The organism is Gemmatimonadota bacterium, assembly GCA_016720805.1.
In the GTDB taxonomy this organism is placed as follows: domain Bacteria; phylum Gemmatimonadota; class Gemmatimonadetes; order Gemmatimonadales; family GWC2-71-9; genus Palsa-1233.
In genome coordinates this window covers 43,401-67,206 of the sequence record JADKJZ010000015.1, presented here as the reverse complement: position 1 = coordinate 67,206, position 23,806 = coordinate 43,401, and the positions used below count along the sequence as shown (strand labels likewise).

The window sequence follows — 23,806 nt, the reverse complement described above, 5'->3', positions numbered from 1 at the left end:
ACTTGCAAGGCGACCGCGCTGGGTGGCACCGGTTGGAGTTGCCCATCGAACGGGTAGATCCGGAACTGCGGAGGGACACCCGTCTCGTAGATGGTGACCTCGAGCTGGAGCGCCCCTCGGAAAGCAGGCGACCGCCGTGGGGACCTCGAGGGTAGGCCGGCGCCTCGGCGGCTTCGGCGGCTTCACTCGTCGTGCCGCGCGGCCCGTTGACGAGGATGAGCGCGGTCAAGGCTAGCCCCACGCCGATGATCGCGACGATGACGGTCGTCGTCCTGGTTCGCAACATGATCACGACTCCTCGCCGGGTGGCGGAGACGGGCGTGGGGTGGGATCGATCGGGCTTCCGAGCAAACGCTCAAGCTCCGCCGTCGCATGGTAGTAGTCCAACAGTGCCCGCAACCGTTGTCCTTTGGAGGCAATCAGGGTGCGTTGCACCTCCAGGACGTCCAGATACCCAAATTTGCCAAGCCGAAAGCCCTCGGTCACGGCGTCAAAGGCTGCGATGGCTCCGGGGAGGACCGTGGTGTCGAGCGCACGAAGTTCGTCGAATGCGGTCTGGGCCGCCCGGTGCGCCGCGGCCACGGCAACCCCCGCGTGCAGTTGGTCCGCGCGCGACGTCTCCTCCGCCTTGGCGACCCGCGCGACCGCTTCGGCGATACCTCCCCCATTGCGATCAAACAGCGGCAAGGTGAGCGTGGCGCCCACGACATAGGCCTGGCCCTGCAAGTCACCGAAGCGTCGCAGGCCAGCCGCCAGCGCCACATCCGGAATCCGCTTCGCGCGCTCGAGTGCGAGCAGTCCCCGATCGCTGCGCACGAGCGCCGCGCGACGGATGGCCTGGGGAGCCTCCGGCAGACGTGCGGCGAGCGCGCTCAGCACGGGGGGCTCGAGCGGTGTGGGAAGATCCCCGACTGCCCGCCCGAATGTGGCGGTCGAGCTCCCCCACATCGCCGCGAGGCGTTCGCGGTGCATCGCCAAGTCGCGCCGCGCGCGTGCCAATTCAACTGCTGCCGCCGCGCGCACCACCGCGGCGCGGGTGGACTCGATCGGCGCCAAGTCGCCGGCCTCGACCCGCGCCCCGACATTCGTTTCGGCCGATTGTGCCAGCTGCACCGTCTGGTCCGCGAGTGCCACGGCCTCTTGCGCGACGTAGACCGCAAGGAACGCTTGCGTCGCGTCGGCCTGCGCGGCCAGTCGCGCGAGGTCGTAGTCCGCCGTCGCGACATCACGCTGCGCGGTCGCGGCCTCGCGACGGGCCGAACGCTCACCACCAAGCTCGATCAGCTGCGAGAGCGTCACGGTCGTCTGAGATTGCACGACGCCGCCGACGCCGCTGAACGGGCGCAGGGCAGCGCTGGGAGCCACATTTTCGGCGACGCCCTCGACGACCGGGTTGGGATAGGCTCCCGCTTGGCGCAGCTGTGCGTCGCGCGCACTCCGCTCCCATCCAAACGCCGCCAGCTCGGGACGCTGTCGCACCACCAGCGAGATCGCGTCCTGGAGGGTGATGTCGCCAACAGGATTGTCCGCACGCCGTTCCGACGACGAACCCTCCGGTGTCATCGGTTCGCTCCGCGCCACGGGGCGCGTGGACGGGGCCACGCCCGCCGTGCCGCAGCCCGCGACCAATGTCACGGCGATCAGCGCGCCAAGCCATCGACGACCCAAGGCTGTGTCGCGCAGAAGTGTCCTGCCAGAATTGCAGCTCACAGTAGCCAGACTCCGGGTTGCCCCTGAGGAGGACGAACGACACGGCCCGGCCGGGCCGAGATCGTGAACGCGGGGTGGTGATATGGGGATGCACAACGGGCGCGGCCTGATGGCCACGCCGGGTCAGACGGTCGGCGGGGGGCGGGATCGCACGTCGTGGCCTGGTTCAGGCCTCGGAACGTGTCCGGGTGGTGCGGGGAGCGGGGCTGTCGCGGTCGCGACGACCAGCCGGATAACCAGTGGCGCACCAGTCGGCGGGCCGATGATGGTCAACTGATCTGGTGGTGTCCGGAACGAGGAATCGAAAGAGAGGTGCTCGTGGCTGAGCGCCTGGGCCTCGATGTGAGAGGTGGAGTCACCCACCGGGTCCTGCTTCGTGGTATGATGCTCTCCGTGGTCCAGGGCCGCGCCCGCGTGCACAGCGAGATGCCACAGCTGCACAGCCGGCTGTGCGCCACCGGCAGCAAGCAGCAGTGCGATCAGGGTGTGAGCGGTCCACCGGAGGCGTGGCATAGTCATCCGATGATATGTTGCAACCGAGTCATTGGCAAGGTTGGTGACGGTCGCACCCGAACGTGGGGAGTGTCATGGATCGGCGCGAGCAATGGCAGGGCGTCCGCAGCCGGAAGGCCAGCCTGCAGATCGGTGGGCTTGGGGCATGAATCCCTTCCGGACCCTTGCGCTCTTCGGTGTCACAGCCCTCGCCGAGTTGATCGGTTGCTACCTTCCGTACCTCTGGTTGCGGCAACGGGGGAGCGCTTGGCTCCTCCTTCCTGCTGCCCTGTCACTGGCGGCCTTCGCCTGGTTGCTCACCCTGCACCCCACCGCGTCGGGGCGTGTCTACGCGGCATACGGCGGCGTCTACGTCGTGGCGGCACTCGTGTGGCTCCGCGTCGTCGACGGAGTGTCACCACGGCCCAGCGATCTGCTCGGCGGTGCCGTCATTCTCACCGGCCTCTTGATCATCATCCTTGGTGCCCCGTCCCGCTGAGTCCAGGCCACGTAGCGACCAACGGTTCTCCGTTTCTCCTACGCGACGTCGAGCCCTCTGCATGACCCGTCATTTCGGCATCCTCTGCATTGCATCGGTCTTGCCGCCAATCGGTGCCGCCTCGGCACAAACCCCGGCGACATTGCCGCCACGCTGGGTCCAGGGGCCGCGCGCGGATCTGGAGATTCGTGCCAGTCCGTTCGATTCGACGTCCGTGTTGCTCGGCAATCATCAGGTCAAGGCGTGCTACAGCCGCCCGCGGAAGCTCGGCCGCCCCGTTATGAGCCGACTGGTCCCCTTCGGGGCACCATTGCGGATGGGTGCGGACGAGGCCACGGCGATTTTCCTGCCGACGGCCGGCACCATCGCCGGGGTGGCCGTCGAGGCCGGATGGCACACGGTGACCGCGATCCCCAATTCGCGCGACTGGCAAATTGTGGTCAATCGCGGAGTGCAATGATGGGGCACGCCGATTGACCGCACGGTCCGGCGCCTTGACCACGGCACCGCCGTGCGACCCACAGTGTACACGGTCCTCGCCTTCTGCATCGAGATACCGTAGTTGTGGAGCCGCGGGCCTCGCTACAACTGCGCGCCACAGATGCGCCGCCCCGGGGTCACTGCACCTATGCTACGACACCGTTCCATACTCGGGCGTGCCTTAGCCGTTGGGGGTCTTCTCCCTCAGGTGGCACGAAGGATCCCTCGCGCTTCGTTCATGACGTACAAACCGATGGCCACCCCGGCGATCAGATCCGGCACAGCGCTGCCTGTCACCATCACGATGAGGCCTGCGCAAATCACGCCGAGGTTGGCGACCACGTCGGCCCGGGTGAACAGCCACGCTGCACGAAGGTGCACCTCTCCTCGCCGAAATCGCGTCAGCTGCCTGATCACGAAGGCGTTGACGACCAGCGAGGCCAGGGCGATGACGATGATGATTCCGCTATCAGGATCGCTCCCCCCAGCCGATCGACGAATCGCGTCGGTCAAGACGCCAGCGCCCAGGACCAAGAGCAAGATCCCGCTGATCCGCGCGACCCTCGTCTTGAAATGGATGGGCCGACCAATTGCCGCGAGGCTCAGCCCATACGCCCCCGCGTCCGCCAGCATGTCCAGCGAATCCGCCACCAGGCCCAGGGAGTCCGCGATGATCCCTGCACCCAGGCCAACTACAAACATCGTCGCGTTGAGGGCGAGAGCCACGCGCAGAACCGACGCGTCCGACTTGCCTAATCCGGGGGCGTGTCCGCTTTCAGGCGGCTGAAGGGTCAATGATGTGTCCCCGGATTTGTCGAAAGGGCTCGCGTTAGAAGCGGAGCCACGAGCGACGCCTGGGAACCCGCAAAAGTAGGCGCGACGCGAGTCAGGCGCTGCACGACGATCACGCCCAACGCTTGGCATATCGCCGGTGCCCGAGACCGCCCCGCGTCTTCAAGAAATGGTGTCATGACCGAAGAGTTTGGCGCTCCGGCCGGTCGCTATTCAGTATCGCGGACGCAGCGCGGACGAGTTCCAACACCGAAACGTCGGCCACGCGGTAGTGCGCAAGCTTCCCGTCGCGACGGAATACGACCACCCCGGCACTTCGCAACTTTCGAAGCGCATGGGATGTTGCCGATTGGGACGTTCCGGTTAACTCCGCAATCTCGCAGACGCACAGTTCGGCATGCCCCAGAGCGAAAAGGATCTGGACTCTAGTTCGGCTGCTGATCGCCCCGAGGATACTCGCCACCCGGGCCGAGTCTTGGGGTGCAGGGAGGCGTGCTCGTGCGGCATGAAGCCGGTCGCGGTCAAGAACGCGGATCTGGCAGGATCCGTGGGGGGTTGGACCGCTAATTGACATGCCAGTCGGCGGCTCATGTGAATAACTGTTCATACAAACAAGGTAACCTGTAGGCACGAACATCCACCATTCCTTCGGAATCTGCGCCCCAGCGTTCGACATCCGAGATGCACGCTGGACCGGAGTATCACTCATGACACACGGGCTAGCGCGTCGGCGGCTACCCGCGCCGCAACGGCTCGGGGCTGTCCTCTTCACGCTCGCGATAGTTCCCACGGGATGACCCGCTGCGAGCACATCGCGCCACACGCGCCGCGCGCCTTAGGTCCGATCGCTGGCGACGAAGCTCTGCTGGACAACGGGGGCGACGCGAGCATGACGCTGCGTCCGCAACCTGATCGCCCGTTGCTTTGCGGGGAACACGTTATTGGTTTTCTGCAGGTAGCCCGACGCCTCCCCACCGGCGCGCCAATGCGTTGTGGATCGGGGCGAACACGAGGCCAGCGTATGCCCCGTAGAGGAACGCCTCGACCAGCCCAATAAGCAGTCCGGACGGCGTGAGCCAGGTGAACCCCGGCAAGAGGACGCCGAGGGCGCGGCCCATGTGCAGCGATTCGGGTGCAATCAAACCATAGAGCACGCACGTGATGAATATCACGGCCCCGAACACACCCAAAGACCAAGCCAAGACCTTAGTGTTTATCATGATTGGTGGCCGCTCCATCCCGGGGGTAATCGCAATTGTCCGTTGTCAGGTCCGGCGGTCGCACGCCTGGTCGCAGAAGCCCGGCCACCCACTTGCCACGCCGCAGTTGCTCATGGGAACTCCTGGCAGACGCCCAGGGCCTCATTCGTCATCCGGATGGACCGACTGGCGTCCCGCTCCGTCCCCATGAGGGCACGGATTGCATCGATGGTCTCGGGGACCACGATGGCCTGATTATCCACTTGATACGCATAGAGGAGTTCCTGACCCTCCACCGCCAGGATGTCTTCCCAGATTGCCACCTCCCACATGTCACCCCGTGGCCGTCCGATTTCCTTCATGATCTCGGCGGTGACATTGAGCGCCTCGACCCCATCATCAACCCGGACGAAGGCGATCCGCGGGACCGCTCGAAACGCGGCGAGCACTTCATCCCGACTCGCAATGCGAGTGAGATCAACCATCCAATGGTGCAGGTGGGCGACATTCTGCGGGGATTTCGATGCCATCGTGATGACGTCGAGCCCTGGGATCACGGTCTTCGCGTCGGGCCCTTGGTGGCTCGGAATGTCCGGCTCCGGCACCATCGTATTCAGGATGCCGCCCCGATGGCTCTCCCAAGGATCGGTGGCTCTCCGCACCAGCACACCCCGCGCGCGTCGGAGAAGCCCTGCCTGCTGCAGCGCGAACAACGTACGCACCGTGGCCGTGGTGTTGCACGACACCACGCGGGTCATTCGGCGATCGAGTGCGGAGCGGTAGTTGGCGCTCGCCACGAAACTGTGGCCTGCCAGCTCATGCGCTGAACCACCCTGAAAAACTGTTCGAATGCCTGCCTGCTCATACCGAGGCTTGTTGCCGGCATCCACACCTTTCGGCGTGCAATCCACGACGATGTCGGCCACGTCGAGCAGGGCATCGAGATCGCCCCGGGGTTCAAATCCGCGGGCGATCATCTCGGTGTGCGCAGTGGTCGTGGCCGCAAACAGTGGGAAGCCCCGACGGGCCGCGATGCGACCACGCCAGTCGGTCGCCACATCGGCGACCCCCACCAGCTCCATGTCGGCTTGCAGCACCACTGCGTCCGCCACGCGGCGACCGATCACGCCATATCCATTGACGGCAACTCTGATCACGGTGCCTCCAGCTTCACCCGCTTCAGCAGCTGCGCATTGACGGCCACGACCACCGTGCTCGCCGACATCAGCACCGCACCCAGCGCCGGTGTGAGGAGGATACCCCACGCGGAGAGGACTCCGGCCGCCAGCGGAATGGCGACGATGTTGTAGCCTGCCGCCCACCAGAGGTTTTGCAGCATTTTCCGGTAGGTCGCTCGTGACAGCGTAATGATCCGCGGAATGTCCCTGGGATCCGAACGCACCAACACGATGTGCCCGGCCTCCACCGCCACATCCGTACCCGCACCGATCGCAATCCCGATGTCCGCCGTCGCAAGCGCTGGCGCATCGTTCACCCCGTCGCCCACCATGGCCACCTTTTTCCCCTGGGCCTGCAGTTCCTTCACCTTGGCGGCCTTGTCGCCCGGGAGGACCTGGGCGAAGACCGTGTCGATCCCCAATTCGGCGGCCACGGCGTCGGCCACCGCCTGCGCGTCGCCCGTCAGCATTGCGACCTCGATGCCACGCTCGTGCAGGGCCCTGATCGCCTCACGACTCTCTTCTCGGATCGCGTCGGCCACCGCAAACACCGCCATCGCCCTGCCATCCTTGATCAGATAGATGGCGGCCTGACCGCGGCTGGCCGCGGCGTCCGCGGCTTGCTGCAGTGGAGCTGACACCTGCGCGTTCTCGGTCGCGAGAAGTGCCGGGCCGCCGAGGTGATACTCGGCCCCGCCGACCAAAGCGGCGACGCCCTTGCCGGGGAGTGCGCGGAAACCGTTGGCGATCGTGACGTCGAGCTTCCGGTCAACCGCCGTCTTGACGATGCCGCGGGCAATGGGATGTTCGGATTCCGTTTCCACACTCGCCGCGATCTGCAACATGGCGTCCTCGGTCCCCGCGTCAGCGACCGCCAAGTCCACGACGCGAAACTCACCCAGGGTGAGGGTTCCCGTTTTGTCGAAAATCACGGTGTTCAGGTTTCTGGCCTCTTCCAGTCCGCGTCGATCACGCACCAGGAGACCGTTCCGGGCGCCCATCGTGGTCGAGATGGCGACGACCAATGGCACGGCCAACCCGAGCGCGTGGGGACACGCAATCACCAGAACGGTCACGACACGAACCATTGTGAAGTCGATGCTTGCCCCCAGCGACTGCCAGACAACGAGCGTGGCGATGCCGGAGAGGATGGCCACTCCGGTCAGGATTTGCGCCGCGCGATCGGCCAGGTGCTGCGCCCTGGACTTGGACTTCTGGGCGTCGGCCACGAGGCGCATGATGCCCGACAGCTTGGTCTTGTCGCCCGTACCGGTGACTTCGATGCGCAGCGACCCCTGTCCGTTGATGGTCGCTGCGATGACGGGGTCCCCCTCCTGCTTCCGAACCGGATTCGATTCGCCGGTGATCATGGATTCGTTGAGATCGCTCTCCCCTTTCCGCACGATTCCATCCGCAGGCACTCGCTCACCGGGGCGAATCAGGAGCACATCTCCGTTCTGGAGCGCACTGACGGGTACCACTGTTTCAACTTCGCCAGCGAGCCGAGTGGCACTGTCCGGCAGCAGCTTGGCGAGCTCCTGGAGCGCACCCTGGGCTTGGAGAATCGAGCGCATCTCGATCCAGTGACCGAGCAGCATGATGGTGACCAGGGTGGCGAGTTCCCACCAGAGGGCATCGGCCGTGATCACGCCGAGCTGGACGACCCAGGAAAAGACAAATGCCACCGTGATGGCGAGGGCAATCAGCGTCATCATTCCCGGCAGACGCGCCGCCAGCTCCCGCCGTGCCCCATTCAGGAAAACCAACCCGCCGTAGAGAAACACCACCGTGCCCAGTACCGCTGGAATCCACGCCGAGCCGGTGAAGACCGGTGCCACATATCCCAGCAGCTCCTCGACGTGTCGCGACCAGACGACGACCGGCACGGTGAGAGCGAGCGAGAGCCAGAACCGATCGCGGAACATTTCCGGACGATGGCCGGCGTGCTGGTCATGACTTCCGTGTGGCGGATCGGCCTTCTCATGGGCGGCGTCCACGTCGGGGGAAGCGCTGGCCTGCATAGTGTGATGGCTGTGTTCCTGGCCTGCGTCCGTCATGTGAGCGATCCTCCAGTGGGTCGCGCGCTGCGTGAATCATCCGATGTCAAACAATGGAAAACCTGACGACTCATGGTCATGGTACGGCGTGCGCTGATCACTCAAGGATAGGAGCCGATTCGAAAGAGGCCATGACGAGAAGGTTAAGAAATGTTGATGCCCTGCCAGCATCGCCGAGTGTGGCACACTCCTCCGGGCCGTGTTCTCCCCCAAAGCAATTAGTCCCAGAGAGCGACTTTCTTCGCGCATACGCGCCCGACAAACTCAACGCTCCTTAATCTGTCCTTCATGGCCGCCACCCATCGTGCCCAATAGGTTTCTCGCCGGAGTTCGTCGCCTGGCCCTCGGCCGACAAGTCCATGAACGCGAGGAGGCAGTGAGTGCAGCAACTACCGCGGTGGGGACGAGCGTTGTGGATCATCGGGCTCTGGCTGCTCGCGCCGGCGGTGGCGGCGCAGACACCGACCAGCAGCGCAACGCGCGGTCTCTCCCTCGCCGACGTCTTCACGATCCTCGACAGACAGAATCCTCGCCTCGAGGCGGCACGCCAGATGGCCGCCGCCGCCGCCGCGCGCGTCGACCCGGCCCGGACGCTGCAAGATCCGCAAGTCCAGTTCGGCTTGATGAACCGGAATCTTCCTGGTTTCGGCCTGCAGGATCCGCTCGGCATGAATCAAGTGCAGGTGATGCAGATGCTCCCGATCGCCGGTCAACTCGGGCTGGCGGGTCGCGTGGCGGCGGCGCAGGCGGGGGCAGCGGCGAGCCGCGCCGCCGAACTGACTTGGGAACTTCGCGCTCGGGGCGCCATGGCCTTCTACGAGCTCTATCAGGTGGACCGCAGCATCGAAGTGGCGGTGGCCACCCAGGCGCTGCTCCGTGACATCGGCACGACGGCACGGACAATGTATTCCGTGGGCGAAGGGCGTCAGGCGGACGTGTTGCGCGCGCAAATTGAAGTCGACCGCATGACCGAGGAGATTGCGCGGATGCGGGCCATGCGTGGAGCCGCCGCCGCTCGGTTGAACGCCCTGCTTGATCAACCATCCAACACCCCGGTACCATCGCCCATCCTGCCAGCTTTTCCGGCAGACTTGGCGGTTGCCGACTCCCTCGAGCGGATGGCCCTTGACGGCCGGCCGATGCTCGCGGCCGGCGCACTCGAGGTCGAAGCTGCCCGTGCCGCGCAGCAACGAGCACGCCGGGAGATCTGGCCAGACCTGCAACTTGGCGTCATCTACGGCCAGCGACCGATGGCCATGGGTACCGAACGGATGATCAGCCTCATGGCTGGCTTCTCGGTCCCGATCTGGGCGGGACGGCGACAGTTCAAGATGCGCGATGAGGCCAGCGCGATGCGGCTTGCTGCGGAGGCGGAACTCGCCGCGATGCGCGCCGACACGAGGGGCCGTCTCGGGGAACTCCTCGCGTCGATTCGGAGGAGCCGAGACCTCCGGGCCTTGTATCAAGGGACCATCATGCCCCAGGCGCTCGCCACCGTCTCTTCCACGCTCTCCGCGTACCGGGTCGGGGATGTGGATCTACCGATGCTCCTCGATGCCCAGATGACCGTCAATCGCTACCGTCAACAGGTCTTCCAGTTGGAGGCCGAGGAGGGTGCTGCGCTCGCAGAGCTCGAGATGCTCCTTGGAAGGCCGCTGTTCGACCCCACGGTGTCCAATTCGGCCGGCGCGCCGGGAGAACGATAGATGACGACGCAGCACGATCCCCTGAATCCGGCCCCCGAGTCTTCGCCGTTCCAGACCGGCAATCGCCGTCGCCTCTCGCGTCCCGTCGCTGTCATGGGCTTCGTCGGCGTACTCGCGATCGCCGCGATTGTCACCTGGTACTTCAGTCGGCCATCAGCGTCCCCCGCCGAACCGGCCGCCCACAATCACGCCGCGACGCCGACCTCCGATAGTGCGCGTGCCGTGATGCTCTCCACGGAAGCAGCCCGACGGATCGGGGTCACCTACGCCCCGGTCATCCTCGGACCGCTGGACCGCGTCGTGCGGACGGTGGGCATCGTGACATACGACGAGACCATGCTCAAGTCGGTCACCGCCCGCGTGGATGGCTGGGTCGACCAACTGCATGTCAATTTCACCGGGCAGGCGGTCCGTGTGGGAGAGCCGCTGTTCGACCTGTATTCGCCGATGGTGGTTGCCGCCCAGCAGGAGCTGCTCCTCGCCCGACGGCTCAATCGCGATCTGTCCACCGGCACCTCGGCGGCCGTCCAGAGCTCCGATGATCTGCTCCAATCCGCCCGGCGCCGACTCTTGTACTGGGAGATCCCGCCGGACCAGATCCGTCAGATCGAGGAATCGGGCGAGATCCGCAAAACGGTGACGTTCCGATCCCCGGTGAGCGGCGTGGTCATCGAGAAGTCCGTGCTTGCCGGGCAGCGCCTCATGGCCGGGGAGGCGGTGTATCGCATTGCCGACCTGAGCATCGTGTGGCTGGACGGCGAAGTGTACGAGCGGGATCTTCCCTCGGTGCGGCTCGGTGGGCAAGTTGTCGCCGAATTTCAGGCCCTCCCCGGTGACATCCGAACCGGCCGGATCTCGTACATCTATCCCACCATCAATCCTGAAACCAGGACCGCTCGCGTTCGCGTCACCCTCGCGAACCCGGGCCTCCTCCTCAAGCCGGGGATGTATTCGACCTTCAGTTTTGCGGCGGCCTCCGAGCCGGTGCTGAGCGTCCCCCGCTCGGCGATTCTCTCGACCGGCAAACGGAACCTCGTGTTCGTCAAGATGCCGGACGGCATGCTGGTGCCCCGGGAGGTCAGCCTCGGCCAGGCGACCGACGACCGACTCGAGATTCTCGCGGGTCTGGTGGTGGGTGATACGGTGGTGAGTTCCGCCACCTTTCTGGTGGACGCAGAATCCAATCTCGGCTCACTGCTCGGCGGCATGGGCAACATGCCGGGAATGGATGTCACCGCGCCGGCAGCGCCCGCCGCACCACCGCCCGCCGCCGATCCCGGATCCAGCATGCCGGGGATGGACATGACGGCGCCCAAGGTCCCCCCGGTGGCGAAGCCGTCGCCGCGCCGGGTCGCACCAACGCCAGCGCCAACCAAGGACTCGACGAAGGCGAAGGCAGCGGAGAACGAGCACACCGGGCACAAGATGCCCGAGGGGAGCTGACCGGCCGTGCTCAAGCGCATCATTGACTGGTCGACCGCGAACCTGCTGCTGGTTTCCCTGTTCACGCTCGCCGCCATCGCCGGCGGCATCTGGGCGGTCAAACAGACACCGCTGGAGGCACTGCCCGACCTGAGCGACGTGCAGGTCATCGTGCAAGCCGAGTACAATGATCAGGCGCCACGCATCGTGGAGGATCAGGTCACCTACCCGATCGCGGCCGAGATGCTCAAGGTGCCTGGGTCCCGCACGGTCCGGGGCTACTCGTTCTTCGGCATCTCGTTTGTCTACATCATCTTCGAAGACGGTACCGATCTCTATTGGGCGCGTTCACGGGTTCTGGAGTACCTCAACGGTATCCAGGGGAAGCTGCCGGCGAATGTGACACCGACCCTCGGGCCCGATGCCACCGGTCTTGGCTGGGTGTTCCAGTACGCGCTCGAAGACACCACCGGACAAAAGAGCCTGGCGGAGCTGCGGAGTATCCAGGACTGGTACCTCCGGTATGCCCTCACGGCCGTCCCGGGCGTCTCCGAAGTTGCGACCCTGGGGGGGTTCGAGAAGCAGTACCAGATCGATCTCGACCCCGCGAAGCTGCTGGGGTTTCGGATCCCGATCACGGCGGTCATGTCGGCAATTCAGAACGCCAATGCCGACATCGGGGCGATGGTCGTCGAGCTCTCCGAGCGCGAGTACATGGTGCGGGGACTCGGGTACCTCAAGTCGATCGACGATATCGAGAATGTTGTGGTGGGTGCGACTCAGAGCGGGATACCGGTCCGAGTGGCCGAACTCGGTCGCGTGAGCGTCGGTCCAGCGGTCCGACGAGGGGTCGCGGAGCTAGACGGGCGGGGCGACGCGGTGGGCGGCATCGTGGTCATGCGGTTTGGCCAGAATGCCCTCGCCACCATCGCACGCGTCAAGGCCAAGATTACGGAGGTCCAGCAGGGCCTCCCCGCTGGCGTTGTACTGACGCCGGTCTACGACCGGAGCGACCTGATCCAACGGGCCATCGACAATCTCCGTGGCAAGTTGCTTGAGGAGAGCCTCGTCGTCGCCTTGGTGTGCATCGTCTTTCTGCTTCATGCCAGGTCAGCGCTGGTGGCCATCATCACCCTGCCACTCGGGATCCTCATCGCGTTCATCGCGATGCGATGGGTCGGGGTTGGCGCTGACATCATGTCATTGGGGGGAATCGCGATCGCCATTGGCGCAATGATCGATGCGGCGATTGTCATGATCGAGAACATGCACAAGCACCTCGAACGCGCCGTGGATGCGCGGCACGTTGCCCTGGGACACCCAGCGGCTGGCAAATCACTCGACACGTCGATCTTGACCACGGCGGAGCGTTGGCAGGTAGTTCGAGAATCGTCCAAGGAGGTCGGGCCTGCGCTGTTCTTCTCGCTGTTGATCATTACCGTCTCCTTCGTCCCGGTGTTTGTGCTGGAAGGACAGGAAGGCCGGCTGTTCAAGCCCCTGGCCTTCACCAAGACGTTCGCGATGGCCGCGGCGAGCCTGCTGTCGGTGACCCTTGTGCCGGTGGCCATGGGAATCTTCATCCGGGGCAAGATCTACCGAGAGCGGGCGAATCCGGTCAATCGCCTGCTCATTGCCCTGTACCGACCAGTCATCACCTTCGTGTTGCGGCAACGGTGGCCGGTCATCGGTGCGGCGTTGGTGGGGCTGATCCTGACTGCCATCCCGTGGTCCCAGATCGGGAGCGAGTTCATGCCGCGACTCGATGAGGGGACCATCCTCTTCATGCCGACGACCCTGCCGGGGGTCAGTGTCGCGCGAGCGCGCGAGATTCTCCGTGTCCAGGACGGCATCCTGAAGAGTTTCCCGGAAGTGGATCACGTCTGGGGCAAGGCAGGAAGGGCGAATACCGCGACCGATCCGGCGGGGCTCGATATGGTGGAAACCACGATCACCTTGAAGCCGGAATCGGAATGGCGAGAGGGGATGACCTACGACGCCCTGGTGGCCGCCATGGATTCGGCGGTACGGCTTCCCGGAATCACCAATGCCTGGACGATGCCGATCAAGGGACGTATCGACATGCTCGCCACGGGCATCCGGACCCCTGTCGGGATCAAGCTCTTCGGCCCTGACCTGGCTGAGCTCGAGCGGCTGGGCAAGGAGGTCGAGCAGGTGGTGCGGATGGTGCCGGGAACGCGAAGCGCGTTCGCGGAGCGGGCGGTTTCCGGCTACTACCTCGACATCGACATCGATCGGGCGAAGGCGGCGCGGCACGGCTTGAACGTCGGTGACGTGCAGACCGTCATCGCTACCGCCGTCGGCGGCATGACGATCACCCAGACCGTGGAGGGCCGCGAGCGCTACGGCGTGCGCATCCGGTATCCCCTCGAGCTGCGCGACAACCCCGAGCGGCTCGCCTCCGTCCTGATTCCCGTCGCCCATGGCATCGGCAGCGACGCCAGCCCTGATGTCGGCATGCCGACCGGAATGGGGGCACCCGGCGCCACGGCTGGTGAGGGAGCGTTCGTCCCGCTCGGGCAGATCGCCACGATCCGGCAGGTGGCGGGTCCCATGGTGGTTCGCACGGAGGGCGCCCAGCCGACGGCGTGGGTGTTCGTGGACGTAGTCGGGCGGGACATCGGCAGTTACGTCGCGGAGGCGCAGCAACAGGTGCAACGCGCCGTGTCGCTCCCTCCAGGCTACTCTCTTGTCTGGAGTGGCCAGTACGAATACATGCAGCGCGCCAAGGAACGGATGAAAGTGGTCATCCCCGCCACCTTGGCGATCATCTTCTTGCTCCTCTATTTCAACTTCAAGAGCGTACCAGAATCGCTGATCGTCATGCTCTCGCTGCCGTTCGCGCTGGTCGGCGGCATCTGGTTCATCTGGCTCCTCGGGTATAACTGGTCGGTCGCGGTGGCGATCGGCTTCATCGCACTCGCCGGCGTCGCCGCCGAGACCGGGGTGGTGATGCTGATCTACCTTGATCACGCGTGGGCAGCGCGCACGGCCACCGGACACCGGCCGTCGCTTCGCGATCTCTACGAGGCGGTCATGGAGGGTGCGGTGGAGCGCGTGCGCCCCAAGATGATGACCGTCACCGCGATCATGGCGGGATTGCTCCCCATACTCTGGGGTTCCGGGGCCGGTGCCAGTGTGATGAAACGCATTGCGGCCCCCATGGTCGGGGGCATGATCAGCAGCACGGTGTTGACGCTGATCGTGATTCCGGCCGTCTACTCGCTGTGGAAGGAACGGGAGGTGCGGGCGGCGACTTCGAACGAACGGACGGATTGACGGGATGTCCCACGCGGCCGACTTCAAGGCCACCAGTTCGATTGCTCTGCATGCCCACCGGCTTCCGGACCATCATGGAAGCCGCGGTCATCTCTTCGGATGATCATCCTCAGCGATGCTTTCCCGGCCGGTGCTCCACGCCGGCTAGGCACGCGCCCCCCCCCCCCCCTGCGGGAGGGCCATCAGGATCAACGATGCAAACTCGCGCAGCAGTGCCCGTACCTCGAGACCGCTGCGCGGGCGGTGCGCACGCAGCCCCGCTGAAAGGGGTGCACGACGGCGATGCAGGAGATGTCGCCGTCCGTCGGTGCCGTGTGCCGTGAGTGCGCCGAGCGTTGCAACACGTGCGCCGACTCGTGTGCAGCATTCGGCGAGGATGCAACCATGCAACGTTGCGCAGAAGTATGCCGGGCATGTGCGCAGGCCTGCGAAGTAATGGCCTGAGCGGCAGGCGCGACAAATCGATCGGACCGGCGAGACCCCTTCCTTCGACGGTTCCGCTCGGTTTCGCCGTGCGTGTCGCACCGACCCTGCTCATGACACCAAGCCCTCACGCGTGGCTGGCGTGTGCGATTGGGGTGCCATCTAGCGGCAGCGACAGGCGAAACACGGCACCGGGTGCATTGCCAAGGAATTCGAGCTTGCCCCCATGGGCTTCCGCACCGGCTTGGGCGATCGCGAGGCCAAGCCCGGTCCCATCGCTGCGTCGCCGAGCGGGATCACCACGAAAGAACCGCACGAACAGGTGTGGCAGTTGGTCCGGGGAAATGCCATGGCCATCGTCACGCACGGTGAGGGTCATCTCATCCTGCAACTTCAATTCAAGGGATACTTCCCCGCCCGCCCGGCAGTATTTCATCGCGTTGTCAACCAAGTTGCTCACGACCCGGTCGAGCATCCGCTCATCCCCCGATATCCGTCCGTCATCCGCGTGGACCACAAAACGGATCCCGCGGGCCGTCGCAATCGATTCGAACCGCACACGGACCCGATCGAGGAGTGCCCGACAATCCACGTCCTCCACATGCTCCAGCGGCACACTGGAATCCGCACGCGCGAGGAGGAGGAGATCGCCGGCAAGTCGTGTCAACCGCTCGACCTCCTCGCGACAACGGATGAGCGTCGCTCGGTATTCCTCGACGGTGCGGTCCCGCTTCAGGGTCACATCGATGTCACCCTTGAGCACGGTGAGTGGGGCACGCAACTCGTGGCTCGCGTCAGCAGTGAACTGACGTTGCACCTGAAAGGCACGGTCCAGTCGGTCCAGCATGCCGTTCAGCACGGTGACCAGGCTGGCGAATTCGTCGACGTCGGCGTGAGCGGTAATCCGCTCCGACAAGGTGCCCTCCGAGATGGCCTCGGCTTGCGCGGTGATTTCTCCGGTCGGCCGGAGGGCGACCGCCGCCAAGTTTCGACCCAACGCGTATCCCCCGACCGTGCCGACCAGGGTGAGAAGGACCAGGAACAACGCGAATCGCACCAATGTCTGCCGAAGCGGGCCGGTCGGTGCCGCGACCTGCAGTACGTGGACCTGATGCGCCGCCCCGACCAATTCCATCGGATACACCACACTGCGGAGCGCGCGCCCCTGCCAGCGGTGCGTCACCCTCGCCACGCGGCCGGCACGCGCCTCTGTCAGCGCCGACGGGGGGAGGGTGAGGTTTGCCGTCAGGTTACCGCTCCGCACCACCGGCTGTCCGCTGAAATCCCAGAGTTGTGCGTACCGGATCAATTCCGCCGGCGGGCCCACGCGGGCGGCGAGCAGGACTCCCTCATGGAACTGGAACGCGGGTCCGCTGGTGGCCGCCCCGGCCCGCGCTTCCACCTCAGCAAGATGCAGGAGGGTATCGTCGAGCTGTTGATACAGAATGGTCCGCAATGCGAGGATACTGACCAGACCAGCTGTGGCCAGAATGGCAAGCGCCCCGAGGGCGACGCGAAGCGCCAGGGCGAGGCGGAACGAACGCACCCTATTCATCTCCCAGCCGCAGCGCATAGCCAGCGCCCCTGATCGTTTGGAGGAGCCGCGGGTCACCGTACCGTTCGAGCTTCTTGCGCAGGTTCGAGATATGGGCATCGATCATGTTTGTCTTGGGGTCAAACGACATATCCCACACCTGCTGAAGCAGTTGGACCCGTGTCACCACCTGTTCTGGGTGCAACATGAAGTGCTCGAGCAGCCGGAACTCCCGTGGCGAGAGCTCGACACGGCGGTGCCCGACGCGCACTTGGCGGTTGAGCCGATTAACCTGCAGGTTGCCGAAATGCAGGACGCCACTGACAGACCCACTCCGTCGCCGCGTGAGGGCGGCGACCCTCGCCAACAGCTCATCGAAGTCGAACGGTTTCGTCAAATAGTCATCGGCGCCGGCGTTGAGACCGCGCACCACGTCTGGTGTCGAATCGCGCCCCGTCAGCATCAGAATTGGCGTGTCAATTCCCTCGCGCCGGAGATCGGCCGAGAGCTCGAGTCCCGTCCGTTTCGGGATCTGGACGTCCAACAGAATCAGGTCGTACGAGTAGATGTGGCAGAGGTGTGAACCCTCTTCACCATCAGTAGCCACATCGACGGCATGGCCCTCCTCTTCCAAGCCTTGCTTGAGAAAGCGGGCCGTTTGCGAGTCATCCTCGACGACCAAGATGCGCATGCCGGCTCCCGAGAAGTTGGGCGGCCGCGATGGGGGGGGGAATCCCCCATCGACGGGCCGAGGACTTGAACGAATCCAAGAAACCTTAACCTCGGATCGAAGGTCCCGTAATCGTTGGCCCGGTATCATCAAGCACGGGGGAATGGGCCGATCAGGTCAAATTTAGCAGCGGGAGGCGGTGATGCGACGATTGGTGACCGATGAGCAGAGTGAGTGGCTCGCGGCCACAGGCCGACGGAGGCCGCGCACCCCAAGATCAAGAATCAGTCGAATGCTCACCCGGGTCGCGCTAGGCCTGGGATTGCTACTTCTCACCCAAGCCGACGTGGCGGGTGCGCATCCGGTCCTCCGGCGATCAATACCCGCCGCGGCCGAGACGTTGACCATTCCGCCGAGACTGCTTCGGCTCAGCTTTAGTGAGCCGGTTGAATTGCGCTTCTCCAAGATCCAGTTGATCGACGCCAGGGGGACAACGGTGGCATTGGCTCCACTCGCCACCATCCCGGATTCACAGGGCACCATCGTGGCCACGCTCGACCGCCGCCTCGGGAACGGATCATACCTGGTACGATGGCAAGTGGCGGGCGCGGATGCGCACGTGGTGCGTGGTGAATTCCGCTTCGTGGTGAACATTCCCGAACAGCTCCGCGCGGAAGGCGACGCCGGCAGTGTGGCGCCGCCCGACACTCCGCACGAAGTCCATCAGCCGACGGCAACGGCTGGGCCACCATTTGACGTGTCCGACCCGCTCTTTGTCGGAGTGCGTTGGTTGATGTACATCGCGCTCACCGGCATCGTTGGCGCTGCGGTATTTCAGATGGCTGTCCTCCGACGCGTCGAGCTGCACTGGAGCCGTCTCGGCATCGCCCCGCGAGCGGGGCTGACCGCGCTCTGCGCCACCGTCGGGCACGTCGCTGCCGTCCTGCTCCTGGTCACGTTGCCGCTGCGCCTGGCCGCGCAGTCGGTGGCGATGCACACACCGGGACAGGCATTTCAGGCAGACATGATCGGTGGGTTGATCGTGCACACCACGTGGGGATGGGCCTGGGCGGCGCAAGTGCTCCTCGGCGTGGCGGCCGTGATCCTGTTCAGGCGGGCCCAAACGACCGGGCGGTGGATGCCCATCCGCGTCGTGGGCCTCTTGCTGGCGTTTACCCCAGCGCTTTCGGGACACGCCATTGCCGCTGAGCGGTGGATCCCGCTGGCCGTCCTTTCCGATGGACTGCACATCATTGGTGCTGCGGGCTGGCTCGGCACGCTGGCTGTGATGTTGATCGTCTCCATCACCGCCGCCCTGGGACCGATGGAGGACCACGGCGCGCTGGCCGCTGAGTTGGTGACGGCCTACTCCCCCGTGGCGCTCGGATGCGCCGCGTTGGCGGGACTCACCGGCGTGGCCTCGACCTGGATTCACACCGGCCAACTCGACCTACTCTGGACGACAGCGTACGGCCGGGTGTTGTTGCTCAAGCTCGCCATTCTCTCGGTGGTTGTCGCCACCGGTGCCTACAACTGGCGACGCGTGCTCCCCTCGCTTGGGGATCAGATCGGTGCTGTCCGGGTCGTTCGCTCTGCCAGCGCCGAAGTGATGGTCGCCATGCTCGTGCTCTTCGTCACCGCCGTTCTGGTAGCCCTGCCGACTCCGCTCCCCACGAGCGGCCCCTGAGCGAGCTGATCGCGAGGCGTGAAGCACGATCGCTCGATCGGCTCCCCGGGAGTCCGCGCGTGTTCTACTTGGTCTCTCACGCCTGGAGTTCCCAGCCATTGGTGGAGAGCGTAGATCTAGGCTCCCACTCCAAACTGAGGCTGGTCATGAAGCAGCTCAGCCGGGTCCGGCAGGGCTACAAGTTTATCAAGGCTCACCGGCGGCAGGCGCGCGCCAAGCTTCACATGCAGGCATGCATCTCTCCCCACAAGCCGTGCGAAACGATCTGACAGCTAGGGCACTTGCCAATCGGCCACCCGCCACGCCCTCGCGTCAAGCCTCGCCGAGCCCAGTCACAGGAGTCGGCCCGCCCAGATAGCAACTGCCGCCGGCACCAGCGCTGGCGGACAAGCATCATCTTCCTTCTCGAGATGTGGTCACGGGACGAGGGGACCAATCCCTCTCCTCCGGGGCGTAGCCCTCGGGAAGCGATCTGGCCCACGGAACGACCCCAAGGCATCAGCTGCCTTGGGGCCGGGACCTCCCGTGATGAGACACCGGGCTACTGAGGGCTGCTGCCCCGGAATCCATTCTCACTCAAGAACCGCGTCAGCACCGCCCGCTCCTTCGTGATATCCGCGACACAATTTTGGACCGCGCGCTCGACGGCTTCCGTGTACGCCGCTTCCTGCTCGTTGTTGGTCTTGGTCCCGGCGACTCCCAGGAAGCCTTTCGCAAAGCCCCCTACCCCGCCACCCCCGCCCTTCTTGCTCAGCCCGCGGCCCGTTGTGCGCAATACGGTCTCGCCCGAGACGTGGGTCACGGTGCAGCCCACCTCAGCGTAGGACTTGTTCTTGGAGAACGCGCCGAGCAGTCCGCCGCCGACGCTCCCGAATCCCGCGGCGATGTCCTTGTCTTCGTTCGAGAGCTCCATCAGGGAGCCCGTGATGATGAACTCGACCGACGGTCCTTGGTCGGTGGAGAGCCCCAGCCGTGCCTGGGTCTCGAGGAACTTCGGGTCCGTATTCCGGAAGCGGAATGACTGCGTGGCACTGAGGAGGTTTTGGAAGCGCTCGCCGATCTGCTTGCCCAGCGTCGCCCCTTCACGCTCCGCCGCGTCGAGCGACTGGTTGGTTGCGCCGCCCTGTTGAATTGCCGCAGCGAATCGTCCGAGGTCCGATCGCTCCTGGTATCGCTTGGAATTGAAGAGGGCTGTGAAATCGAACGCGGCCACGGCAACAACCAGCCTCTCCGTGGCGGGCAACACCTCAACTACGACCGTATCCGGCACCTCAGCGCGCTTCAACTCACGCTTGGCGCGGTTGGTCTGCGCCGTATCCGATTGCGCTTCGACTGCATGAGGTGCGGCGAGGGACAAGAGCAATAGACCAAGGACGGCACAGCGAACAAACATGAGACACTCCTGCGTCGGGGTGAGTGGTGCAGCTCACCATACCGCACGTCCAGGCCCCCCTTCCGCCTACCCCTTGGCTCCACCCCCCTCTCCTGTGTCATGGTGACCATAGTCGTCCACCGCATCTCAGGAGCCTGCCATGCATGCCTCGACACAGCCAGTCCCCACAGCACCGTCCTATGTCCAGCCCTCCCTCCCGTTTGCTGACCTCACCGAAGAGGACCTTCGCTACCTGGCCGAAGAGCAAGCCGAGCGCGAGGAGATCATGGCCATTTTGGACGGCATCGATGCCTGCGACGAGTTGGACCGGCAGATGGATCAGGACTACGCCGAACACCTCGACGCGTGGCATGAGCAATTGATGCTTGACCTCCAGGACATCGCCTAACCCCTTCTAATCCCCCCAATCAGCCGAGCCGACCATGCCGTTCCCCATGGCACTTCCCCCGCTCCGTACCATCACCGCACTGCACGAACTCTTCCGCGAACACTTTCCGTTGCCTGACGATCCCTGCTTCAGTCCCGTCGGCATCCGGCAGATCATTCGTGACGTGCGAGCATGCGGACACCTCGGCCGCGCAGTCAAAGGCGCGACACACGAGCTCGTTTCCGAATGCCCCACCGAACTGCAGGAGATGATCGGAACGACCTTGTCACTCACAGCCGACGTGGACGTCCCAGTCGCCGAGCTCTCGGTAGCGGTCGTGTACACATACCTGGTTGCGATCGCAGAGTGGCGTCGCGTCGGCACCATCACCCCGGAGTCCATCTACGCGATCGTAGAGCGACTCGATCTGTTGATCACACTCTGTGCCGTCCACACGCTTTCTGGCGACCCCAACATCGGGCTCACCATGACCAACGACGCCCTGGAGGTGACGATCCCACACCGCCGACGGTAACGGCTTGCGGCGTGCGCTCCCGTGGTGGCGGGAGGGCACCCCAGGCGTCGGCCTGCGGTATAGTGGCCGCATGACTCGACGCCCGAAGCACCCTGAGCCCGACGATCTGGACGGTAGCCCCGAGGACGACCAGGCGGGGCTGCCGTCATTGTGTGAGGAAGGCATCGCGGATCGAACGCTATCGAGGCGCTTTGTGCTGCCGGCGTTGCTGGCGGTGATTACCTGATGGCACTCGCGGCGATGATCGTGGCCCGGCTTCACGCCGTCGGGCGCACCGCACGCGTGCTCCTCATCGGGGGGTGCACGGACCGAGAGGAACCAACTCATGAACGCCATGGGCTGTGACAGATCCACCAGGTGAGGCCGCCTGAGGCTGAACTTGGTAGCGCGGGACGACCACGGACGAAATCGGGGGTACCGTGATTAGCGACGAATATGTTGATCTGACGCCGGCACAGCGTGCGGCGATCGCGAAGGTGCGCTTGCCCACCGCGCCGCGGGGCCCTGGCGATCGGAGCCTGCTGGAATGGGCCTTGAAAGCCGACGCTCGCGCGGCCCTGACCGCCTTTGGGCGCAACCCGGTGGAGTGGCCTGGACCTGCTACGCTCGCGGTACAACTTGCCACCGCCCGCGTTGTGCGTGGTCCTCTCCCCCTCGTCGCAAGCGAAGCACTGCTGCAGGCCACGATACGGTGGTACGCTCAGGGCGTGCTCGACAAGCTCGCCGAGGACGACCTTGGTCGCACCGAGGCCCGCGAGACGGTATCGACACTCGAGCTGATCCTCCGCGAGACCGCCGATCTTTGGCCACGACTTCGCCTGAGCGACGACGGAGAGGTCCTGGTCGACCCAACCGACCCGGAGGATGAACGCTAAGCGCCCACAGCAGCGCTTGCTGCGGGCCCCCCGAGATGCTGTATGGTGCGGAGTTCGGCTGATGCCGAAGTCCGCACCCACTCGGAGATTCGATGACCACCCCGCCCACTCCCCCGAACCGTTCCCGCCGCCGCCCACGAAGCCTGTTCCAGCAGCGAGCAGAATTCATCGTGGGCCATCGGGCGGGCGAGAGGCCGAAGCCGCTCCCCAAACAGCTGCATTTCGCCACCGTGTGGGGCGTGGATGCCGAGGGACGATATGGTCAGCCGGGCTTCATCTTCGTGATCGCGCGTCGTCGACGAGCTGAGGCCGAGGCCGTCCTCGCCTGGTTCGAGGCGGAATATCGACGACGTGACGTTTCGAGGGAGGCCTGGCCGGCAATGACGGTCACGTTCCGCGCGAAGTTGGACTCGACGCTGATGTCACAGGCGGTCGAGGAGCTGCACGCGATCGTTGCCAGTAACAACGACCCCTGGCTGGACGTGCCAGAATACTGCGAATACATGTCGCAGGCGTTTGACCAGTGGCGGGCAGACAGAGCGGAGGCCGTGGAATTCAGGCGCGCTGAGCTGGAGGAGGAGGCAGAGTTGGACGCTTGGGAGCGCCGTGAAGGTTGGGTCGCTGATCACAATGGTAGGGCCCGGCGACCGAAGCGTCGCGCGGTATCCTGACCGCATGGGAAGATCACTCGCTTTTGGACTGATAGCCGCCATTGGCAGCGCCGCGCTCCTGCCGCTCGCGCCAGCAGTGGGGTTACTCGCTCTTGCCGTGGCGGCGTGGTCGCGCCGCCCTATGCGTCTCTGGCGTTGTCCGGAGTGCGCGCGCCGGGCACGCGCACGGCGGTTCTGGCCATGACGCGCTGGATTGACGAAAAGTGGACGCCGCCGAACAAGGACGAGGATTGGTCTGACTTTTACGACAAGGTGACGATCATTAGAGAGCAGCCTCCTCGCCCCGCACTTCCTGTCTCGCCCTGGCGTGGTTCGAGGCTTGAGCCGACGTGGGACATCCGCACGGTGCGCGAGGTCGTCCTCGATCTGACCGCGCACTGGTCGCCCGCTTTCCGTGCGATGGCCCACGAGGTGGTGCGGCACGGCTTCGATACGCCTGCGTCCAGGTACCGCACTAGGCGCGTACACAACGCGTTTATCGCGGCTGTATGGCAAGGGCAATGTCACGAGAATGCGGACGGGAGCGCGTGGGCGGTACACACGCGATTTGTCGCGAGGCTCCGACAGGTCGATGCGCACCCCGCGCCTGAACCGCACCACTGCCAGCAGCTTTTCGACATCTGGCTCGGTCGGTGCGACGAATGGGGGACACCGTATTTCCCGCCAGTCGGGTGGGCGTGGCCCTGGGCACCTCGCCTGAAGCCAGCCCCGGATCGATGAGTGATTGAGGAGTGTAGCGGTGGCGGTATGGTGGGACAGACGACCACCCCAACGGAGGCATCATGTCTGACCCGACAGCCCGCCCAACCTGCCCGGCCT

At 65.0% G+C, this 23,806-nt stretch carries 21 protein-coding genes; 12 read left to right on the top strand and 9 right to left on the bottom strand.

Translation table 11 applies throughout. The features are described 5' to 3' along the window. Positions 1-288 precede the first annotated feature (288 nt). Entirely contained in the window at positions 289-1,563 is a 1,275-nt protein-coding gene (locus IPP98_15770) for a TolC family protein (protein ID MBL0180550.1), read from the bottom strand. Positions 1,564-2,368: 805 nt separating this feature from the next. On the opposite strand from IPP98_15770, the gene IPP98_15765 reads away from it, so the two are divergent. Beyond that, the gene (locus tag IPP98_15765) at positions 2,369-2,701 is read left to right on the top strand and encodes a YnfA family protein (GenBank protein ID MBL0180549.1); all 333 of its coding nucleotides are present in this window, start codon (positions 2,369-2,371) and stop codon (positions 2,699-2,701) included. 61 nt (positions 2,702-2,762) lie between these two features. Further along, entirely contained in the window at positions 2,763-3,161 is a 399-nt protein-coding gene (locus IPP98_15760; GenBank protein MBL0180548.1) for a DUF2911 domain-containing protein, read from the top strand. A gap of 224 nt (positions 3,162-3,385) precedes the next feature. Here IPP98_15760 and IPP98_15755 read toward each other — a convergent pair whose 3' ends face one another. The 5 genes from IPP98_15755 to IPP98_15735 all read right to left on the bottom strand — a co-directional run bounded on the left by IPP98_15755 (position 3,386) and on the right by IPP98_15735 (position 8,275). After that, positions 3,386-4,105, bottom strand: a complete 720-nt coding sequence (locus IPP98_15755) for a cation transporter (protein ID MBL0180547.1) — start codon at positions 4,103-4,105, stop codon at positions 3,386-3,388. Between the two features lie 43 nt (positions 4,106-4,148). Next, positions 4,149-4,436: a helix-turn-helix transcriptional regulator gene (locus IPP98_15750; protein ID MBL0180546.1), complete on the bottom strand. Its 288-nt coding sequence runs from the start codon at positions 4,434-4,436 to the stop codon at positions 4,149-4,151. Positions 4,437-4,911: 475 nt separating this feature from the next. After that, positions 4,912-5,193 (bottom strand): hypothetical protein, encoded by a 282-nt coding sequence (locus tag IPP98_15745; GenBank protein ID MBL0180545.1) that lies wholly within the window; start codon positions 5,191-5,193, stop codon positions 4,912-4,914. Positions 5,194-5,303: 110 nt separating this feature from the next. Beyond that, on the bottom strand, positions 5,304-6,329 hold the full coding sequence (locus IPP98_15740; GenBank protein MBL0180544.1) for a type II glyceraldehyde-3-phosphate dehydrogenase: 1,026 nt from the start codon (positions 6,327-6,329) through the stop codon (positions 5,304-5,306). Next, positions 6,326-8,275, bottom strand: a complete 1,950-nt coding sequence (locus IPP98_15735; GenBank protein ID MBL0180543.1) for a copper-translocating P-type ATPase — start codon at positions 8,273-8,275, stop codon at positions 6,326-6,328. Before IPP98_15735 ends, IPP98_15740 begins: the two co-directional genes overlap by 4 nt. A gap of 9 nt (positions 8,276-8,284) precedes the next feature. On the opposite strand from IPP98_15735, the gene IPP98_15730 reads away from it, so the two are divergent. The 4 genes from IPP98_15730 to IPP98_15715 all read left to right on the top strand — a co-directional run bounded on the left by IPP98_15730 (position 8,285) and on the right by IPP98_15715 (position 14,832). Next, positions 8,285-8,473, top strand: a complete 189-nt coding sequence (locus IPP98_15730; GenBank protein ID MBL0180542.1) for a hypothetical protein — start codon at positions 8,285-8,287, stop codon at positions 8,471-8,473. Between the two features lie 314 nt (positions 8,474-8,787). Further along, complete coding sequence (locus IPP98_15725) at positions 8,788-10,113, top strand: TolC family protein (GenBank protein ID MBL0180541.1); 1,326 nt, start codon at positions 8,788-8,790, stop codon at positions 10,111-10,113. Beyond that, positions 10,114-11,556, top strand: a complete 1,443-nt coding sequence (locus IPP98_15720) for an efflux RND transporter periplasmic adaptor subunit (GenBank protein ID MBL0180540.1) — start codon at positions 10,114-10,116, stop codon at positions 11,554-11,556. 6 nt (positions 11,557-11,562) lie between these two features. After that, positions 11,563-14,832, top strand: coding sequence for an efflux RND transporter permease subunit (locus IPP98_15715; GenBank protein ID MBL0180539.1), 3,270 nt, complete (start codon positions 11,563-11,565; stop codon positions 14,830-14,832). A gap of 550 nt (positions 14,833-15,382) precedes the next feature. On the opposite strand, the gene IPP98_15710 is transcribed toward IPP98_15715, so the two are convergent. Together IPP98_15710 and IPP98_15705 are read right to left on the bottom strand one after the other, a co-directional pair. Beyond that, positions 15,383-16,867 carry a HAMP domain-containing protein gene (locus tag IPP98_15710; GenBank protein MBL0180538.1) on the bottom strand — a complete coding sequence of 495 codons (1,485 nt, stop codon included), beginning with the start codon at positions 16,865-16,867 and terminating at the stop codon, positions 15,383-15,385. Next, entirely contained in the window at positions 16,803-17,480 is a 678-nt protein-coding gene (locus IPP98_15705; protein MBL0180537.1) for a response regulator transcription factor, read from the bottom strand. The genes IPP98_15710 and IPP98_15705 overlap by 65 nt, the downstream gene beginning before the upstream one ends. A gap of 301 nt (positions 17,481-17,781) precedes the next feature. On the opposite strand from IPP98_15705, the gene IPP98_15700 reads away from it, so the two are divergent. Further along, positions 17,782-19,146, top strand: a complete 1,365-nt coding sequence (locus IPP98_15700; GenBank protein MBL0180536.1) for a copper resistance protein CopC/CopD — start codon at positions 17,782-17,784, stop codon at positions 19,144-19,146. A gap of 541 nt (positions 19,147-19,687) precedes the next feature. Here IPP98_15700 and IPP98_15695 read toward each other — a convergent pair. Next, a complete protein-coding gene (locus IPP98_15695; protein MBL0180535.1) occupies positions 19,688-20,539 on the bottom strand; it encodes a hypothetical protein in 852 nt (283 codons plus the stop codon). Positions 20,540-20,678: 139 nt separating this feature from the next. On the opposite strand from IPP98_15695, the gene IPP98_15690 reads away from it, so the two are divergent. From IPP98_15690 to IPP98_15670, 5 genes are all read left to right on the top strand, one after another. Next, complete coding sequence (locus IPP98_15690; protein ID MBL0180534.1) at positions 20,679-20,927, top strand: hypothetical protein; 249 nt, start codon at positions 20,679-20,681, stop codon at positions 20,925-20,927. Positions 20,928-20,973: 46 nt separating this feature from the next. Then, entirely contained in the window at positions 20,974-21,441 is a 468-nt protein-coding gene (locus IPP98_15685; GenBank protein MBL0180533.1) for a hypothetical protein, read from the top strand. A 70-nt stretch (positions 21,442-21,511) separates the two neighbouring features. Then, positions 21,512-21,667 (top strand): hypothetical protein, encoded by a 156-nt coding sequence (locus tag IPP98_15680; GenBank protein ID MBL0180532.1) that lies wholly within the window; start codon positions 21,512-21,514, stop codon positions 21,665-21,667. A 193-nt stretch (positions 21,668-21,860) separates the two neighbouring features. Then, positions 21,861-22,316: a hypothetical protein gene (locus tag IPP98_15675; protein ID MBL0180531.1), complete on the top strand. Its 456-nt coding sequence runs from the start codon at positions 21,861-21,863 to the stop codon at positions 22,314-22,316. 92 nt (positions 22,317-22,408) lie between these two features. After that, entirely contained in the window at positions 22,409-22,987 is a 579-nt protein-coding gene (locus tag IPP98_15670) for a hypothetical protein (GenBank protein MBL0180530.1), read from the top strand. Positions 22,988-23,806 lie beyond the last annotated feature (819 nt).

What these genes read in the sequence shown, in the direction of transcription:
- IPP98_15770 (MBL0180550.1), bottom strand. Translation starts at nt 1,563, where the DNA reads ATGACACCGGAGGGTTCGTCGTCGGAACGGCGTGCGGACAATCCTGTT.
- IPP98_15745 (MBL0180545.1), bottom strand. Translation starts at nt 5,193, where the DNA reads ATGATAAACACTAAGGTCTTGGCTTGGTCTTTGGGTGTGTTCGGGGCC.
- IPP98_15670 (MBL0180530.1), top strand. Translation starts at nt 22,409, where the DNA reads ATGACCACCCCGCCCACTCCCCCGAACCGTTCCCGCCGCCGCCCACGA.
- IPP98_15760 (MBL0180548.1), top strand. Translation starts at nt 2,763, where the DNA reads ATGACCCGTCATTTCGGCATCCTCTGCATTGCATCGGTCTTGCCGCCA.
- IPP98_15755 (MBL0180547.1), bottom strand. Translation starts at nt 4,105, where the DNA reads ATGCCAAGCGTTGGGCGTGATCGTCGTGCAGCGCCTGACTCGCGTCGC.
- IPP98_15695 (MBL0180535.1), bottom strand. Translation starts at nt 20,539, where the DNA reads ATGTTTGTTCGCTGTGCCGTCCTTGGTCTATTGCTCTTGTCCCTCGCC.
- IPP98_15765 (MBL0180549.1), top strand. Translation starts at nt 2,369, where the DNA reads ATGAATCCCTTCCGGACCCTTGCGCTCTTCGGTGTCACAGCCCTCGCC.
- IPP98_15720 (MBL0180540.1), top strand. Translation starts at nt 10,114, where the DNA reads ATGACGACGCAGCACGATCCCCTGAATCCGGCCCCCGAGTCTTCGCCG.
- IPP98_15690 (MBL0180534.1), top strand. Translation starts at nt 20,679, where the DNA reads ATGCATGCCTCGACACAGCCAGTCCCCACAGCACCGTCCTATGTCCAG.
- IPP98_15735 (MBL0180543.1), bottom strand. Translation starts at nt 8,275, where the DNA reads ATGTTCCGCGATCGGTTCTGGCTCTCGCTCGCTCTCACCGTGCCGGTC.
- IPP98_15685 (MBL0180533.1), top strand. Translation starts at nt 20,974, where the DNA reads ATGGCACTTCCCCCGCTCCGTACCATCACCGCACTGCACGAACTCTTC.
- IPP98_15705 (MBL0180537.1), bottom strand. Translation starts at nt 17,480, where the DNA reads ATGCGCATCTTGGTCGTCGAGGATGACTCGCAAACGGCCCGCTTTCTC.
- IPP98_15730 (MBL0180542.1), top strand. Translation starts at nt 8,285, where the DNA reads ATGGCCGGCGTGCTGGTCATGACTTCCGTGTGGCGGATCGGCCTTCTC.
- IPP98_15680 (MBL0180532.1), top strand. Translation starts at nt 21,512, where the DNA reads ATGACTCGACGCCCGAAGCACCCTGAGCCCGACGATCTGGACGGTAGC.